At 56.8% G+C, this 15,148-nt stretch carries 18 protein-coding genes and 1 pseudogene; all 19 read left to right on the forward strand.

The window, feature by feature from the left end; all coding sequences use genetic code 11:
- The first annotated feature begins 226 nt into the window (after positions 1-226).
- The 19 genes and pseudogenes from ACEVJK_RS00780 to ACEVJK_RS00870 all read left to right on the forward strand — a co-directional run bounded on the left by ACEVJK_RS00780 (position 227) and on the right by ACEVJK_RS00870 (position 14,992).
- Positions 227-625: a plasmid mobilization relaxosome protein MobC gene (locus tag ACEVJK_RS00780; RefSeq protein ID WP_002602094.1), complete on the forward strand. Its 399-nt coding sequence runs from the start codon at positions 227-229 to the stop codon at positions 623-625.
- Complete coding sequence (locus ACEVJK_RS00785; protein WP_002602093.1) at positions 597-2,219, forward strand: relaxase/mobilization nuclease domain-containing protein; 1,623 nt, start codon at positions 597-599, stop codon at positions 2,217-2,219. Before ACEVJK_RS00780 ends, ACEVJK_RS00785 begins: the two co-directional genes overlap by 29 nt.
- Positions 2,220-2,405: 186 nt before the next feature.
- The gene (locus ACEVJK_RS00790; protein WP_006058351.1) at positions 2,406-2,597 is read left to right on the forward strand and encodes a hypothetical protein; all 192 of its coding nucleotides are present in this window, start codon (positions 2,406-2,408) and stop codon (positions 2,595-2,597) included.
- Positions 2,587-3,345: a phage replisome organizer N-terminal domain-containing protein gene (locus ACEVJK_RS00795; RefSeq protein ID WP_002605636.1), complete on the forward strand. Its 759-nt coding sequence runs from the start codon at positions 2,587-2,589 to the stop codon at positions 3,343-3,345. The genes ACEVJK_RS00790 and ACEVJK_RS00795 overlap by 11 nt, the downstream gene beginning before the upstream one ends.
- Positions 3,342-4,199: an ATP-binding protein gene (locus tag ACEVJK_RS00800; RefSeq protein ID WP_002605635.1), complete on the forward strand. Its 858-nt coding sequence runs from the start codon at positions 3,342-3,344 to the stop codon at positions 4,197-4,199. Before ACEVJK_RS00795 ends, ACEVJK_RS00800 begins: the two co-directional genes overlap by 4 nt.
- Positions 4,196-4,378: a transposon-encoded TnpW family protein gene (locus ACEVJK_RS00805; RefSeq protein ID WP_002605634.1), complete on the forward strand. Its 183-nt coding sequence runs from the start codon at positions 4,196-4,198 to the stop codon at positions 4,376-4,378. Before ACEVJK_RS00800 ends, ACEVJK_RS00805 begins: the two co-directional genes overlap by 4 nt.
- Before the next feature lie 100 nt (positions 4,379-4,478).
- Positions 4,479-6,089: a recombinase family protein gene (locus ACEVJK_RS00810; protein WP_002605633.1), complete on the forward strand. Its 1,611-nt coding sequence runs from the start codon at positions 4,479-4,481 to the stop codon at positions 6,087-6,089.
- An 87-nt stretch (positions 6,090-6,176) separates the two neighbouring features.
- A pseudogene (locus ACEVJK_RS00815) lies at positions 6,177-6,269 on the forward strand (Maff2 family mobile element protein); the annotation flags it as partial.
- A gap of 9 nt (positions 6,270-6,278) precedes the next feature.
- Positions 6,279-7,145 carry a VirB6/TrbL-like conjugal transfer protein, CD1112 family gene (locus ACEVJK_RS00820; protein WP_374739769.1) on the forward strand — a complete coding sequence of 289 codons (867 nt, stop codon included), beginning with the start codon at positions 6,279-6,281 and terminating at the stop codon, positions 7,143-7,145.
- Positions 7,146-7,192: 47 nt separating this feature from the next.
- Positions 7,193-8,287: a DNA cytosine methyltransferase gene (locus ACEVJK_RS00825; protein WP_374740029.1), complete on the forward strand. Its 1,095-nt coding sequence runs from the start codon at positions 7,193-7,195 to the stop codon at positions 8,285-8,287.
- A 124-nt stretch (positions 8,288-8,411) separates the two neighbouring features.
- Entirely contained in the window at positions 8,412-8,666 is a 255-nt protein-coding gene (locus tag ACEVJK_RS00830) for a type II toxin-antitoxin system prevent-host-death family antitoxin (RefSeq protein WP_374739770.1), read from the forward strand.
- Positions 8,659-8,985: a type II toxin-antitoxin system RelE/ParE family toxin gene (locus ACEVJK_RS00835; protein WP_374739771.1), complete on the forward strand. Its 327-nt coding sequence runs from the start codon at positions 8,659-8,661 to the stop codon at positions 8,983-8,985. Before ACEVJK_RS00830 ends, ACEVJK_RS00835 begins: the two co-directional genes overlap by 8 nt.
- A gap of 119 nt (positions 8,986-9,104) precedes the next feature.
- Complete coding sequence (locus ACEVJK_RS00840; protein ID WP_374740030.1) at positions 9,105-9,500, forward strand: PrgI family protein; 396 nt, start codon at positions 9,105-9,107, stop codon at positions 9,498-9,500.
- Positions 9,448-11,817 (forward strand): VirB4-like conjugal transfer ATPase, CD1110 family, encoded by a 2,370-nt coding sequence (locus tag ACEVJK_RS00845; protein ID WP_374739772.1) that lies wholly within the window; start codon positions 9,448-9,450, stop codon positions 11,815-11,817. The genes ACEVJK_RS00840 and ACEVJK_RS00845 overlap by 53 nt, the downstream gene beginning before the upstream one ends.
- Entirely contained in the window at positions 11,798-13,456 is a 1,659-nt protein-coding gene (locus ACEVJK_RS00850; RefSeq protein ID WP_374739773.1) for a C40 family peptidase, read from the forward strand. The genes ACEVJK_RS00845 and ACEVJK_RS00850 overlap by 20 nt, the downstream gene beginning before the upstream one ends.
- Before the next feature lie 13 nt (positions 13,457-13,469).
- On the forward strand, positions 13,470-13,733 hold the full coding sequence (locus tag ACEVJK_RS00855) for a DUF4315 family protein (protein WP_374739774.1): 264 nt from the start codon (positions 13,470-13,472) through the stop codon (positions 13,731-13,733).
- A 2-nt stretch (positions 13,734-13,735) separates the two neighbouring features.
- Positions 13,736-14,461 (forward strand): DUF4366 domain-containing protein, encoded by a 726-nt coding sequence (locus ACEVJK_RS00860; protein WP_374739775.1) that lies wholly within the window; start codon positions 13,736-13,738, stop codon positions 14,459-14,461.
- The gene (locus ACEVJK_RS00865) at positions 14,458-14,634 is read left to right on the forward strand and encodes a hypothetical protein (protein ID WP_374739776.1); all 177 of its coding nucleotides are present in this window, start codon (positions 14,458-14,460) and stop codon (positions 14,632-14,634) included. The genes ACEVJK_RS00860 and ACEVJK_RS00865 overlap by 4 nt, the downstream gene beginning before the upstream one ends.
- Positions 14,635-14,638: 4 nt before the next feature.
- The gene (locus tag ACEVJK_RS00870; RefSeq protein WP_374739777.1) at positions 14,639-14,992 is read left to right on the forward strand and encodes a cysteine-rich VLP domain-containing protein; all 354 of its coding nucleotides are present in this window, start codon (positions 14,639-14,641) and stop codon (positions 14,990-14,992) included.
- Positions 14,993-15,148 lie beyond the last annotated feature (156 nt).

A 15,148-nucleotide genomic window follows, 5' to 3' on the forward strand; every position in this document is an offset into this window, starting at 1 on the left:
AAATTTTCAAGATAAGCCGGAATAGCGGGTAGCAAAGCCCTTTTGAAACGTTTTGTTAGCGGAAAGGACGGGAGCCGGGGAACGCCGGAGTTTTTCAGAGCAAGATTCTACCGAGGTGCCAAAATTCGCTCTCCGCTTATTTTTGCCCCTGCGGGAATCTTGTTGGGGAGTGCCTTCCCCAAACCCTGCTATGCGCCCTGTCGGGCGAGAAAGGAGGTCACAGACCATGCGAAAGAAATACAATACGCCCCACCGCCGTCATGTGGTAAAGACCCGCATGACCGATGAAGAATACGCCGACTTCACCGGGCGGCTGGCGGCTTATGAAATCAGCCAGTCCGAGTTTATCCGGCAAGCCATACGGAAAGCGACCATACGCCCCATTGTCACCGTTTCCCCGGTCAATGACGGGCTGCTTGCCGCCCTCTCCAAGCTCACGGCAGAGTACGGGAAAATCGGCGGCAACTTAAACCAGATTGCCCGGAGCCTGAACGAATACGGAAGCCCCTACCGGGGGCTGGAAAAGGAAGTGCGGGGAGCCGCCGCCGACCTTGCCGCCTTGAAGTTTGAAGTCTTGCAGAAAGTAGGTGAAGCCGTTGGCGATACTCAAACATATCAGCTCTAAAAATGCCAACTACGGGGACGCTGAAAAATACCTCACATTCGAGCATGACGAGTTTACCATGAAGCCCACCCTTGACGCAGACGGGCGGCTCATACCGAGGGTAGACTACCGCATATCCTCTCTGAATTGTGGCGGGGAGGATTTTGCCGTTGCCTGTATGCGCTCCAATCTCCGCTACGGCAAGAACCAGAAACGGGAGGACGTAAAGAGCCACCACTACATCATCAGCTTTGACCCACGGGACGGCCCGGACAACGGCTTGACCGTTGATCGGGCGCAGGAGCTGGGCGAGAAGTTCTGCGCCGAGCATTTCCCCGGACACCAGGCCCTTGTCTGCACCCACCCGGACGGACACAGCCACACCGAAAATATCCATGTGCATATCGTCATTAACAGTCTGCGGATTGCGGAGGTTCCCATGCTGCCCCACATGGACAGGCCAGCGGACAGGAAAGCAGGCTGCAAGCACCGCTGTACGGACGCAGCTATGAACTATCTGAAAGCCGAAGTCATGGAGATGTGCCACAGCGAGGGGCTTTACCAGATAGACCTTTTGAACGGCAGCAAAGAACGCATTACCGAGCGTGAGTATTGGGCGCAGAAGAAAGGACAGGCTGCCCTTGACAGAGCCAACGCCCCTATTGCTGCGGACGGTATCGCGCCCCGGCAGACCAAGTTTGAAACGGATAAGGCGAAGCTGCGCCGGACTATCCGGGAAGCCCTTGCCGCTGCTTCCGGCTTTGATGAGTTTGCCGCCCTGCTTCTCCGGCATGGTGTGACCGTCAAGGAGAGCCGGGGGCGGCTAAGTTACCTCACGCCGGACAGGACGAAGCCAATTACCGCCCGGAAGCTGGGGGACGATTTTGACCGGGCTGCTGTCCTCTCCGTTTTGGAGCAGAACGCCGCCAGAGCCGCCGAAAAACCCGCAGCCATAGCGGAATACCCCGGCAGTATCAAAGACCGCTTACGGACGAAAAAAGAAGCGAAAAACGCCCCGAACAATGACGCTGTACAGCGCATGGTAGACATAGCCGCCAAGCGAGCCGAGGGGAAAGGACGGGGCTATGAGAAGTGGGCGACCATGCACAACCTCAAACAGATGTCGGCTACCCTCATGCTCTACCAGCAGTATGGCTTTTCTTCCCCGGACGAGCTGGACGCTGCCATTTCCGCAGCCAACACCGCCACGCAGGAGAGCCTTGCCGGACTGAAAGGGCTGGAAGCCGCTATCCGGGAGAAAAAGGAATTGCAGCGCAACCTTTTGGGCTATATCGGCACGAAGCCCGCCCGTGACGGTCTGAAAGCGCAGAAATCGGAGAAAGCCCGGAGAGCCTACCGGGAACAGCACGAAAGCGATTTTATCATAGCGGACACAGCCGCCCGTTATTTCCGGGAGCATGGAATAACCAAGCTGCCAGCCAGCAAAGCCCTGCAAAGGGAGATTGAGCAGCTTACCGTCCAGAAGAACGCCGGATATAACGACTACCGGGAGAAACGCCAGCGGGCGCAGGAGCTTCAGACAGTCAGACGCAATATCGACCAGATTTTAAGGGGCGCACCGAGCCAGCAGAAAAAGCGTGAACAGGAGCGTTAAAGACCGCCCCGAAATGATACCGAAACCCTACAAAAATACAGGTATGATATGAACCCTTACCGCAATACTCCCCGACTTCCAAACGGGGCTTACAGGGCAGAAAAAGCCCGAAAATGATACCGAGAACATACAGAAAATGCCCCCTATCCCGCTACACCGATAGGAACGGCAGAAAGGAGCTTACCATTGCCGAGAATGAGCAAGAAGCGGCGGCTGGAATGGTCTTTCTTCCTCAACCACCGCAACCGTATCACTTACAACGACCTATGCCGGGGCTGCACCCGTGACTGCAAACAGAGCTTCCGGGCGGTTATCATACTATGCCCTCGCTATTATTCCAAACGCTGGAAAAAGGAGGACGCAGCCTATGGCAGATAACCGCAAATATTACTACCTCAAGCTGAAAGAGAGCTATTTTGACGATGATGCAATCGTTCTGCTGGAAAGTATGCAGGACGGCGTTATCTATTCCAACATTCTCTTGAAGCTGTACTTGAAATCGCTGAAAAACGGCGGGAAATTGCAGCTTGACGAGAATATCCCCTACACCGCCCAGATGATTGCGACCATTACCCGCCAGCAGGTAGGTACCGTAGAGAGAGCTTTGAAAATCTTTATGAAGCTGGGGCTTGTGGAGCCTTTGCCAAGCGGCGCACTCTACATGAGCAACATTGAGCTTTTAATCGGCCAGTCCTCTACCGAGGGGGAGCGCAAGCGCAGGGCGCGGCTGGCTTTGCAGGAACAAAAAGCCCTGCCGCAGACAGGGGCGGACAAATGTCCACCATATCGAGCGGACATTTGTCCACCAGAGATAGAGATAGAGAAAGAGATAGATATAGAAATAGAAAAAGAGAGAGAGTTAGAAACGGGACACCCCGCCCCCGCCGCCTATGGCAGATACCACAATGTCATTCTTTCCGATACGGAGCTTGACGGGCTGAAAACAGAGCTTCCCGGCAAGTGGGAGTATTACATTGACCGCCTATCCTGCCATATCGCTTCCAGCGGGAGGAAATACAAGAGCCATGCAGCCACGATTTTCAAGTGGGCGCAGGAGGACGCAGCCAAGAAAGCCCCGAAAAAGGGCATACCCGATTATACCTGTAAGGAGGGCGAGAGCTTATGACGAATGGATTTGATGAAATGATTTTGAATATGACCGACACCACGCCGGAGCCGGAGGACTACACCGGCGAGGACGGGCTTTTATACTGCGGGAAGTGCCACAAGCCCAAAGAGGGCTATTTCCCCAAAGAAACCGCCGCATGGCTGGGGCGTGACCGCCACCCGGCAGAATGTGACTGCCAGCGGGCAGAGCGTGAGGAACGGGAAGCCGCAGAGAAACAGCGCAGTCACCTTGAAACTGTCGAGCGGTTGAAGCGGCGGGGCTTTACAGACCCGGCTATGCAGGGCTGGACGTTTGAGAACGACAACGGCAAGTGCCCGCAAATGGAACACGCCCATTTCTATGTGGAGAACTGGGAAACCATGAAAGAGCGCAACATTGGCTATCTGCTATGGGGCGGCGTTGGCACAGGCAAGAGCTATTTTGCGGGCTGTATCGCAAATGCCCTTATGGAGCGTGAAATCCCCGTGTGCATGACAAACTTTGCATTGATATTGGGTGACCTTGCCGCCAGCTTTGAGGGCAGGAATGAATATATCTCCCGACTTTGCAGCTTCCCGCTGCTTATCCTTGACGATTTTGGAATGGAACGGGGAACGGAATACGGCTTAGAGCAGGTCTACAACGTGATTGACAGCCGTTACCGCAGCGGCAGGCCGCTGATCGTCACGACTAATCTCACGCTGGAGGACTTGCAGCACCCGGAGGACACCGCCCACGCCCGCATTTATGACCGTCTGATTGAAATGTGTTCTCCTGTCCGCTTTACCGGGAGCAACTTCCGAAAAGCCACGGCGCAGGAGAAAATGGGACAACTGAAAAAGCTGATGAACAGAAAGGAGAGCCGCCTATGACCAACACCCCAAAGAATGACCGCAGCACCCGCCGCCCGGATTGCGTGACGGAAATCCGCATAGGTAATTCTGTCCTTGTCGTTTCCGGCTATTTCAAGCAGGACACCACCGCCACCGCCGCCGATAAAATGCTGAAAGTGCTGGAAGCGGAAGCTGCTACACAAAAATCGGCAATTTGACGGGACGTAAAGAAGCAGAAAGGACTGTACAGCCAGCCCCGGCGTGTGGTATGATAGTCATACGGAATAGTGGGGCTGGCTGTCGGAAATGGAGGACACTATGTTAAGACAGACCACCCGAAACCTTATTACCGCCCTTTATCCGAGATTATCCCACGAGGACGAGCTGCAAGGTGAGAGCAATTCTATTTCAAACCAGAAGCGTATTCTTGAAACCTATGCGAAGCAGAACGGCTTTTCCAATCTGCAATGGTACACAGATGACGGTTATTCTGGGGCGAACTTCCAAAGACCCGGTTTTCAAGCCATGCTTGCGGACATTGAAGCCGGAAAAGTCGGCACCGTTATCGTCAAGGATATGTCACGGTTAGGGCGAAACTATCTGCAAGTGGGAATGTATACGGAAATGATTTTCCCACAGAAAGGCGTCCGCTTTATCGCTATCAATGACGGAGTGGACAGCGCACAGGGCGACAATGATTTTGCCCCTCTGCGGAACATTTTTAACGAATGGCTGGTGAGAGATACGAGCAAGAAAATCAAAGCAGTAAAACGGTCTAAGGGTATGAGCGGGAAGCCCGTCACGAGCAAACCCGTATACGGCTACTTTATGGACGAGGACGAAAATTTTATCATTGACGGGGAAGCCGCCCCTGTTGTGCGGCAGATTTACAGCTTGTGCCTTGCCGGGAACGGGCCGACCAAGATAGCCCGTATGCTCACAGAGCAGGAGATCCCCACGCCGGGAACGCTGGAATACCGTCGGACGGGAAGCACCCGCCGCTACCACCCCGGCTATGAGTGCAAGTGGGCGACCAATACCGTGGTACATATCCTTGAAAACAGGGAGTACACGGGCTGTCTGGTAAACTTCAAGACGGAGAAGCCGTCCTACAAGACCAAGCACAGCGTAGAGAACCCCATTGAGAAACAGGCGATTTTCGAGAACCACCATGAGCCTATCATTGACACCCAGATGTGGGAGCGTGTGCAGGAGTTACGCAAGCAGCGCAAACGCCCGAACCGCTATGATGAAGTGGGCTTATTCTCCGGCATACTCTTTTGTGCCGACTGCGGCAGCGTCCTTTACCAGCAGCGTTACCAGAACGCCACCCGCAAGCAGGATTGTTATATCTGCGGGAGCTACAAGAAGCGTACCCGTGACTGTACGGCGCACTTTATCCGCACCGACCTGTTGACCGCCGGAGTGACCGACAATCTGCGGAAAGTCACCAGCTATGCAGCGAAGCACGAAGCCCGGTTTATGAAGCTGCTGATCGAGCAGAACGAGGACGGGGGCAAGCGCAGGAACGCCGCAAGGAAAAAGGAGCTGGAAGCCGCCGAGAAGCGTATCAGCGAGTTATCCGCTATCTTCAAGCGGCTGTATGAGGACAGCGTGACCGGGCGCATTTCAGACGAGCGTTTCACGGAGCTGTCGGCAGACTATGAAGCCGAGCAGAAAGAACTGAAAGAGAGAGCCGCCGCTATCCGGGCAGAGCTTTCCAAAGCGCAGGAAGCCACGGTAAACGCAGAAAAGTTTATGAATGTTGTCCGCAAGTACACCAGCTTTGAAGAACTTACCCCTACCCTTTTGCGTGAGTTTGTGGAGAAAATCGTTGTGCATGAGTGCAGCTATGACGAGAACGGCACACGCAGACAGGACATTGATATTTATTACTCTTTCGTTGGCAAGGTAGACCTGCCCGAATGACCGCCCGACCTATCCGGCGCAATGCGCAAACGCCGGATAGGAACGGCAAAATTTTTTACACTTCTACTACTTCTTTATCACACATCAGCAAAAAGCCAGGGCATGAAGCAGCTCATGGCGGGCGGCGGCATCATCCTGCTGGGCACTACGCTGATCCCCCTGCTGTCCGGTTTGTTCTAAGGAGGGCTTATGGATTTTCTCACCGACTGGCTCACGGACTGGCTCAAAGAGCTGCTGATTGGCGGGATCATGGGCAACCTGGAGGGGCTCACCGATTACGTCAACGCCCAGGTCGGGGAGATCGCGGTACAAGTGGGGACTACTCCGGCGGCCTGGAACGCCGGGGTTTTCTCCCTTATACGCCAGCTTTCCGAAACGGTGATCTTACCGATTGCCGGTCTGGTGCTGACCTTTGTTGCCACCTACGAGCTGATACAGATGCTTTTGGAAAAGAACAATATGCACGAGTTTGATGTGGCGAATATCTATAAATGGATGTTCAAAACGGCTTGTTCCATTCTCATCCTGTCCAACACCTTTAATATCGTTATGGCGGTGTTCGACGTGTCGCAGTCCGTGATCGCCCAGGCGGGCGGGCTCATCCAGGGCTCCACGGACATTACGCCGGATATGATGGCGGAGCTGGAAACCACCCTGGAGGGCATGGACTTGGGCCCGCTTCTCGGCCTGTGGCTCCAATCCTCTATTATCGGTGTGACCATGTGGGCGCTGGGCATTGTCATTTTTGTGCTGGTCTATGGCAGGATGTTGGAAATATATTTGCTGACCAGCTTGGCCCCCATCCCTATGGCTACCCTGGCCCACCGGGAGGTAGGGCAAATGGGCCAGAATTATCTGCGCTCCCTGTTCGCCGTGGGCTTTCAAGGGATGCTCATTCTGGTGTGTGTCGCCATCTATGCGGTGCTCGTCCAGGGGATCGCCACCAGCGGAGATCCCATTGGGGCGATCTGGGGTATCGTCGGCTATACGGTCTTGCTTTGCTTTATGCTGTTTAAGACGGGCGGCATCGCCCAACGCATCTTTGGGGCGCATTGAGAGGAGGCGCTTCAATGGAAAAACGACAGCTGATACTTCTGGACAAAATGTCCAGAAGTAGCGGATCAAAAGGAGGGCTTGTGAGCGGGCTCACTTTGGGGAGCCTGTTTGACGGGATCGGGGTTTTCCCCCTGGCGGCGTCGCGGTGCGGCATCCGCCCCCTGTGGGCAAGCGAGATTGAGGCCGCCCCGATCTCCATCACCCGGCGGCACTTCCCGGATATGGCCCACCTGGGGGACATCACCAAACTGGACGGCGGGGCCATCCCGCCCGTCCATGTGCTGACCTTTGGCTCCCCTTGTCAAAATCTTTCACAGATCGGCAGGCGCGAGGGGCTGGACGGTGCCAAGTCCGGCCTGTTTTTTCACGCCATCCGTATCATTCAAGAAATGAGAAAGGCCACCAATGATCTATATCCAGTTATCTCTGTTTGGGAAAACGTCATGGGAGCGTTTTCTTCAAATGACCGGATGGACTTTAGAGCCGTCCTATCCGCTTTCACAGACACCGAAATTTCAATGCCTGCTTCGGGAAGATGGGCAAACGCCGGAATGGTGCGAGGGGGATGCCCCGATCTCGCATGGCGGCTCATGGATGCCCAGCATTGGGCAAGGCCCCGGCTGGCCCGACGCCAGCGCGTCTTTCTTGTGGCAGACTTTGGAGGGCGGCGTGCTCCCGAAATATTGTTTAAGCCCCGCCCAATGCTCCCACTTCCTGCGCCTTGCACAGCGGGCGGGCTGCCCGCCCCCGGCGGAGATCGAGGCCCTGTTCTTGAAACAGGGGGGCGCATACCCGTCACCAGACCCTTTCAAGGCTTCCGTATGCGGGGAGCCGCCAAGGAGGGGGAACAAACAGCGTTCCAAAACAGCTTCGGATTTCCAACTGACCCTTTTCCCACTCTGTTAGCCGGTACGGTGACACCGTTCGCTTTTTGGTACGAGGACGATCCGGCAGGCGGCTGTATTCGTTTCCCCACGGAGTTGGAATGTGAGCGGCTGATGGGACTGCCGGAGGGCTGGACAAAATATGGCGCGGACGTCAAAGAGATCAGCGCCGCCAGCCGCTATAAAGCCCTGGGCAACGCCATCGCCCTGCCCTGCGCGGAGTATATCATGGCGGGGATCGCGGAGGCCCTGCGTTAAAACTACCTGGACTTCTGGACAAAGTGTCCAGAGGTGCCGCCTATAAAAATCGCTTGTAGTAAAATTTGATGTTGAATTTTACAGCAGATTGGGATATACTAAAAGCAAGAAGGAGGCTGATGATATGCCGAACATTAAACCAATCTCCGATCTGCGTAATTACAGCGAGGTGCTGCATGATGTGGCGGTGGGCGCTCCCGTTTTCCTCACAAAGAACGGGCGGGGCCGGTACGCGATCATAGATATGCAGGACTATGAGAAAACCCAGGCGACCCTCCGTCTGATGAACGAACTGGCAAAGGGGCGTAAGGCTGGCGAAGAAAAGGGCTGGCTGACGCTGGAGGCCGTGGAGGAACACCTCGGAATTGCCAATGAATGAGCTTCGCCTGTCACCGGAGGCCCAGGCTGATTTAGAGGAAATCAAAGCCTATATTGCAGAGGAGCTGGAAAACCCCAGCGCAGCCCTTGCTACGGTCAGCCGGATCACCAAAAGTATGCGCCTTTTGCAGACGCACGCCCTTGCGGGAGCGCCGTTATCCTCGGTGGCAGATGTAGAAAGTGATTACCGCTTTCTGGTGAGCGGCAATTACATGGTCTTTTACCGGGCCTATGGGAATACGGTCTATGTGGATCGCGTCCTGTATGGCCGGAGGGATTATATGCGCGTCCTGTTTGGAGATACGGAAACAACAGAATAACGGTTCCCCGTGTGGGGAGCAGCCGCTTGTAGAGATACAGGCGGTTTTTTTATTGCCAAAAACCGGGCGCTTCTGGACAAAGTGTCCAGAGGTGGCCGGGCTGGAAAGGAGTGAGCAAAATTCCCTATGTGAATGTTCCAAACGATCTGTCAAAGGTCAAAACAAAACTTGCCTTTAATCTCACGAAACGCCAGCTTGTGTGCTTCGGCATCGCGGCGGCGGTGGGCGTCCCGTCCTACCTGCTGGCCCGGAGCTCCATCGGCAACACCGGGGCCATGTTCCTAATGATGGCGGTGGCGCTCCCGGCGTTTTTGCTGGCGATGTATGAGAAAGACGGGCTCCCGCTGGAAAAGGTGGTGCGAAACATCATCCGGGCCCGTTTCCTGCGGCCTGGGGTGAGGCCCTACCAAACAGAAAACATTTACGCCCCGTTCACCCAGCGGGGCGCTGCGGGAAAGGAGGATGCGATTGCAGAAAGCAAAAAATCAAAAGCGCGGCCCCGGAAAGGCCGCTGACCGGAAAGCTGCGTTGTCTGCCCAGCAGACGATCCCCTATCTGGTGATGCACCCGGACGGGGTGTGCCAGCTCCCCGGCGGGCTTTACACAAAAACGGTGGAATATGAGGACATCAACTACTCCGTGGCAAGCACCGAGGATCAGACGGCTATCTTTGGCGGCTGGAGCTCATTCCTCAACTACTTTGATACCTCTTTGCCGTTCCAGCTCTCCTTTATCAACCGCCGCTCCCGTTCCCGGAACAAATACCGGGTGAACATCCCCCAGGCCCAGGATGACTTCAACAGCGTCCGGGCTGAATTTACCGGGATGTTAAAAAACCAGATCGCCCGGTCAAACAACGGGATCGAGCGGTCAAAATATATCACCTTTGGGCTCCCCGCCGATGGGATCGGGGAGGCTCGGCCCCGGCTGGAGCGTGTGGAGGCCGATGTGACAGGCAACCTCAAACGGCTGGGGGTGCCATCGGAGCCCCTGGACGGGCGGGCGCGGCTGGCCCTGCTCCACAGCCAGATGCACCCCGGCAGCCGGGAGCCGTTCCGCTTCTCCTGGCAGGACATTCCCAAAACAGGGCTGGGCACCAAAGACTATATCGCCCCGGACAGCTTCGACTTTCGGCAGTCCCGCCTGTTCCGGGTGGGCCAGTATTGGGGCGCTGCGTCCTACTTGCAGATCATGGCTTCGGAGCTCTCCGACAAGCTCCTGGCGGAAATTCTGGAGCTGGACGCGGAGCTGACTGTGACCATGCACATTCAGACGGTGGATCAGCTCAAGGCCATTAAAACGGTAAAAGGCAAGCTGTCCGATATTGGAAAAATGAAGGTGGAGGAACAGCGCAAGGCGGTGCGGGCCGGGTACGATCCCGACATCCTGCCCCCCGACCTCATTACCTTTTCCAAAGACGCGGCGGAGCTGCTGGCCGACCTGCAATCCCGCAACGAGCGGATGTTCCTCTTAACCTTTACGGTGGTGAATATCGCCCCCACCCGCCAGCGGCTGGAAAATGATATTTTCACGGTGGGCGGCATCGCGCAGAAATACAACTGTGCCTTGAAGCGGCTGGACTGGCAGCAGGAGCAGGGCTTCGTGTCCTCCCTGGCCCTGGGCTATAACGAGGTGGAGATCCAGCGGGGCATGACCACCAGCTCCACGGCGATTTTCATTCCCTTTATGACCAGGGAACTGCGGATGGCGGGGCCCTCCCTCTATTACGGGATGAACGCCCTTTCCCACAATGTCATCATGGCTGACCGCAAAAAGCTGAAATCGGCCAACGGCCTGTACCTGGGCTCTACTGGCTCCGGCAAGAGTTTTGCCGCAAAGCGTGAGCTTCTGAATGTGTTCCTCACCATTCCCCAGGACAGAATTTTGATCGTCGATCCAATGGGCGAGTATGCCCCGCTGGTACGGCGGCTGGGCGGGCAGGTCATTGAGATCGCCCCCGGCTCCCCCAGCCATATCAACCCTATGGACATCCAGCTGGATATAGACGAGGACGAGAGTCCGCTTTCCATGAAAGCGGATTTTTTGTTGTCCCTGTGCGAGCTGGTGGTGGGCGGCAAGGACGGCTTACAGCCCATTGAAAAAACGGTGATCGACCGCTGTGTGCGGCTCATCTACCGGGATATGGCCCTGGGGATCGGGGACGGCAAGCCGCCCTTGCTCCAGGACTTGTATGAGGAGCTTCTGAAACAGCCAGAACCGGAGGCCCGGCGGGTGGCAACCGCCCTGGAGCTCTACTGCACCGGTTCCCTCAACCTGTTTAATCACCCGACCAATGTGGACTTGACCGCCCGTGTGGTGTGCATCGTCCTCAAAGGGCTGGGGGAAAACCTGCGGAAGATCGCCATGCACATCACCAACGATTTTGTCACTTCGGCGGTCAATGTGAATTTCCACAACGGCATTTCGACCTGGTGCTACTTTGACGAGTTTCACATTTTGCTCCGGGACGCCCTCACCGCCAGCTACTTTGTAGCCGTGTGGAAGATGCTCCGTAAAAAGGGTTGCGTCCCCAGCGCACTTACGCAGAATGTGAAAGACCTGTTAGCCAGCCGGGAGATCGAGGCCATTTTGGACAACACCGACTTTATGATCCTGCTGGCCCAGGCCCAAAGCGACCGGGCGATCCTGGCAAAGCAGCTGGGTATTTCCGAGCACCAGCTTTCCTACATCACCCACTCCAATTCCGGCGAGGGCCTGCTGTTCTATGGGGATGTGACCATCCCCTTTGTTGACCGTTTCCCAAAGGGGGAGATCTATAATCTGCTCACCACCCGCCCGGAGGATTTGAAGAATGAAGTGGAAACCGAATAGGCCCGGCCCAGAGGGGGAGCCCCGGCCAAAGGCTGACAAGGGCTCCCCCTCCAGGGCCGGGGCGGAGGCCACCTCTGGACAAAATGTCCAGAAGTCAAAATTTCGGCAGAAAAGCAAACAGGAGCAGGCCGCCGCGTCTAAGCTCCGCATGGAAAAGCGCGGGGAACGGCTGGAACAGGCAAAGGATAAGCTGTCTAAACAAAAGCCCCCAAAAAAGCCCGGCCCGGTGCGGCGGGCGGGCCGGGCCGCTGGCGGCACCGTCCACAGCTTTGTGCATGGCAAGCTCTTTGAGGTGGAACAGGAGAATGTGGGTACCGAGGGGACCCACCGCTCCGAGCTGGCGGGTGAAACCGCCCTGCGGCATGGCTCCCGCTTCGTCAAGAGGAAAGTCCGGGAACACCCGGCAAAGGCTGTTCAGTGGGCAGAGTCCAAATATATCAAGGCTACGGCGGATCATCAGTTCCGCGTGGCCGCCCAGGAGCACCCGGAGCTGGAGAAAAATGCCTGGAAACGGTTTTGGCAGAAACGGCAATACCGCAAGCAGGCGGGGCAGACCGCCAGGGCTGGGACGGCAAAGGCGGCCCAAAAGACCGCCGCCGCCACGGAAAAGGCCGGGGCCCAGGCAGTGGGCTTTATCAAGCGGCATCCCGTGGGGGTGCTCCTGGCCCTGGCCTGTGTCCTGCTCCTGTTTATGGTGCAGTCCTGTTCGTCCTCCCTGGTGATGCTGGGCAACTCCGGTGTGGGGGCCGTGGGTGCGACCACTTACCCCTCAAAGGACGAGGATATTTTGGGGGCCGAGGCTACCTACGCGGATATGGAGGCGGAACTGCAAAACTACCTGGACGCCTACGAAAGCACCCACGACTATGACGAATACCATTTTGACCTAGACGGGATCGAACACGATCCCTATGTGCTGATCTCCATTCTGTCGGTGCTTCACGAGGGGGAATGGACGCTTGCCCAGGTACAGGGCACCCTGGAAATGCTCTTTGACCGCCAGTATATTCTGACGGAGCGTGTGGTGCGGGAAACCCGGTACGACAGCGAGGGCGATCCCTACTCCTGGTATATCTGCTATGTGACACTGGAAAACAAAAACCTTTCCCTTCTCCCTCTGGAGCTTATGGGTGAGGAGGAGCTGTCCCGGTATGCCCTCTATATGTCCAGCCTGGGCAACCGGCCCGACCTGTTCCCGGAGTCGGCCTATGTGGGGAAATACATCACGAACCCGCCCGCTGACTATGATGTGCCGGAGGAATACCTGGGTGATGAAACCTTTGCGGCCATTTTGGGCGAGGCGGAAAAGTACCTGGGTTATCCCTATGTGTGGGGCGGCAGCTCTCCGGCTACGTCCTTTGACTGCTCCGGCTTCGTGTCCTGGGTGATCAATCACTCCGGCTGGAATGTGGGCCGTCTGGGGGCCCAGGGGCTTTACAACATTTGCACCCCCACCGGCGCGCCCCGCCCCGGCGATCTGGTGTTCTTTGTGGGCACCTATGACACGGCGGGCGTGTCCCATTGTGGCATCTATGTGGGGGACGGGATGATGATCCATTGTGGCGATCCCATCAGCTACGCGAATTTGAATACAAGCTACTGGCAGTCCCATTTCTACGCCTACGGGCGTTTACCATGATTGGAGGTATTCTATGGCGGCAAGCAAAAGCCAAAAAATCCAGGCTGAGATTGAAAAGGTCAAGGCCAAAATCAGCGAACAGCAGGCCCGGCTGAAAGAGCTGGAGCAGAAGCACCGGGAGGCGGAAAACGAGGAGATCGTGGACATCGTGCGGGGCCTGAGCATTTCCCTGGAGGAGCTGCCCCTGGTGCTTCAGCAGCTCCGGGAGGGCACTTCTGGACAAAGTGTCCAGAAGTCGGGGCCCATGCCTGTTACCGAGGGGAAGGAGGAAAATTGAATATGAAACGATGGAAGTCTTTGACGGCGGCGCTCTGCGCCGCTGTTCTTTTATGCGGATTCAGCACCACCGCCTATGCCGGGGGCGGCGAGTATGAGGACTACGGCGATTCCACAATGGAAACCCCGGCCCCGGAGCCGGAGCCCACCATAGAGCCCGGCCAGGGCTTTTCGGAGGAGGGCGGTTTTGTGACCCGCGATCTGCTCTATGACGAGCACACCAACAAGCAGTTTATCACCGTCCAGACCAGCGGCGGGGCCACATTCTATTTCGTCATTGACTACGACAAGCCCGTGGACGAGGAGGGCGAACAGTACGAAACCTATATTCTGAATGTGGTGGACGAGGCCGACCTGCTGGCCGCAGCCGAGGCCGCTGGCGTGGAACAGGCGGTGTGCTCCTGCTCCGAAAAATGTGCGGCGGGTGCCGTCAATACAGATTGCGCCGTCTGCTCTGTCAATATGGGAAAATGCGTGGGCGTTGCCCCGGAGCCTGCGGAAACTGAGGAGCCTGCGGAGGAGCCGGAAACAGGCGGTAGCATGGGGACGCTCCTGCTCATTCTGGCGGTGGCTGGGATCGGCGGCGGGGCCGCGTTCTATTTCAAGGTGCTCCGGCCCAAACAACAGCAGGCCGCCGAGCCGGAGGAGGACTACGGTGAGGAGGGCTATGAAGACGACGGCCCGCCCTGGGACGATGACGAGGAAAACGGCGAGGAGGAGGAAGGATGAATTTTACCAATAGCCCCTACGAAAAAATGATGAAGCAAAAGCCCCGGCCCCTGGCTCCCTCCATCCCCAAAGCGCCCAGGGGCTCCCGGTGCGCCGGGTGCCCCTACTGGCGGGGGATCGGCTGTGTTTCCTGCTACCGGGAGCTTATGCGGGCCCCGGCTGGCGGGAGGTGACGGTTTGGCCCGTGAGCTGACCCGCGAGGAAAAAAAGAAAATCCGCACCCTGGTGGTGAAGTGGTGCGCCAACTATGACAAGGAATATGGCTGCCTGCCGCTGGAGCAAGAGTGCTATATGTTCGGCAAATGCTGGACGGGGGCCTATTGCCGCTATTTCCGGGAGGCTGTCCTGCCCCTTGATCCGGCGCTGGAGGCCGCCCTTTTGACCGAGGGGCCGCCCCCGGTTTTCAAGCCCTGCCCTATCTGCAGCGGTGCCGTCCCCGTGGATGGGCGCATGGCCTACTGCTCCGAGGCTTGCGCCCGGATCGCCCTGCGGCGGCAAAAGCGGGATTATATGCGGAAAAAGCGGAGGTGATGTGTGGAAAATTAGGCCCCGGAAAACCCTCTGATCACAGGGCTTTCCGGGGCCGGTTTGGGGGTAGGCTATATGTTTCTATGGCCCGCCCCTGTTTTGCAGAAATGCTTTCCACATCCCCGCGCTGTCACTTCTGGACACTTTGTCCAGAGGTGG

The sequence above is a fragment of the Flintibacter sp. P01028 genome (genome assembly GCF_041925235.1).
Taxonomy (GTDB): domain Bacteria; phylum Bacillota; class Clostridia; order Oscillospirales; family Oscillospiraceae; genus Lawsonibacter; species Lawsonibacter aceti.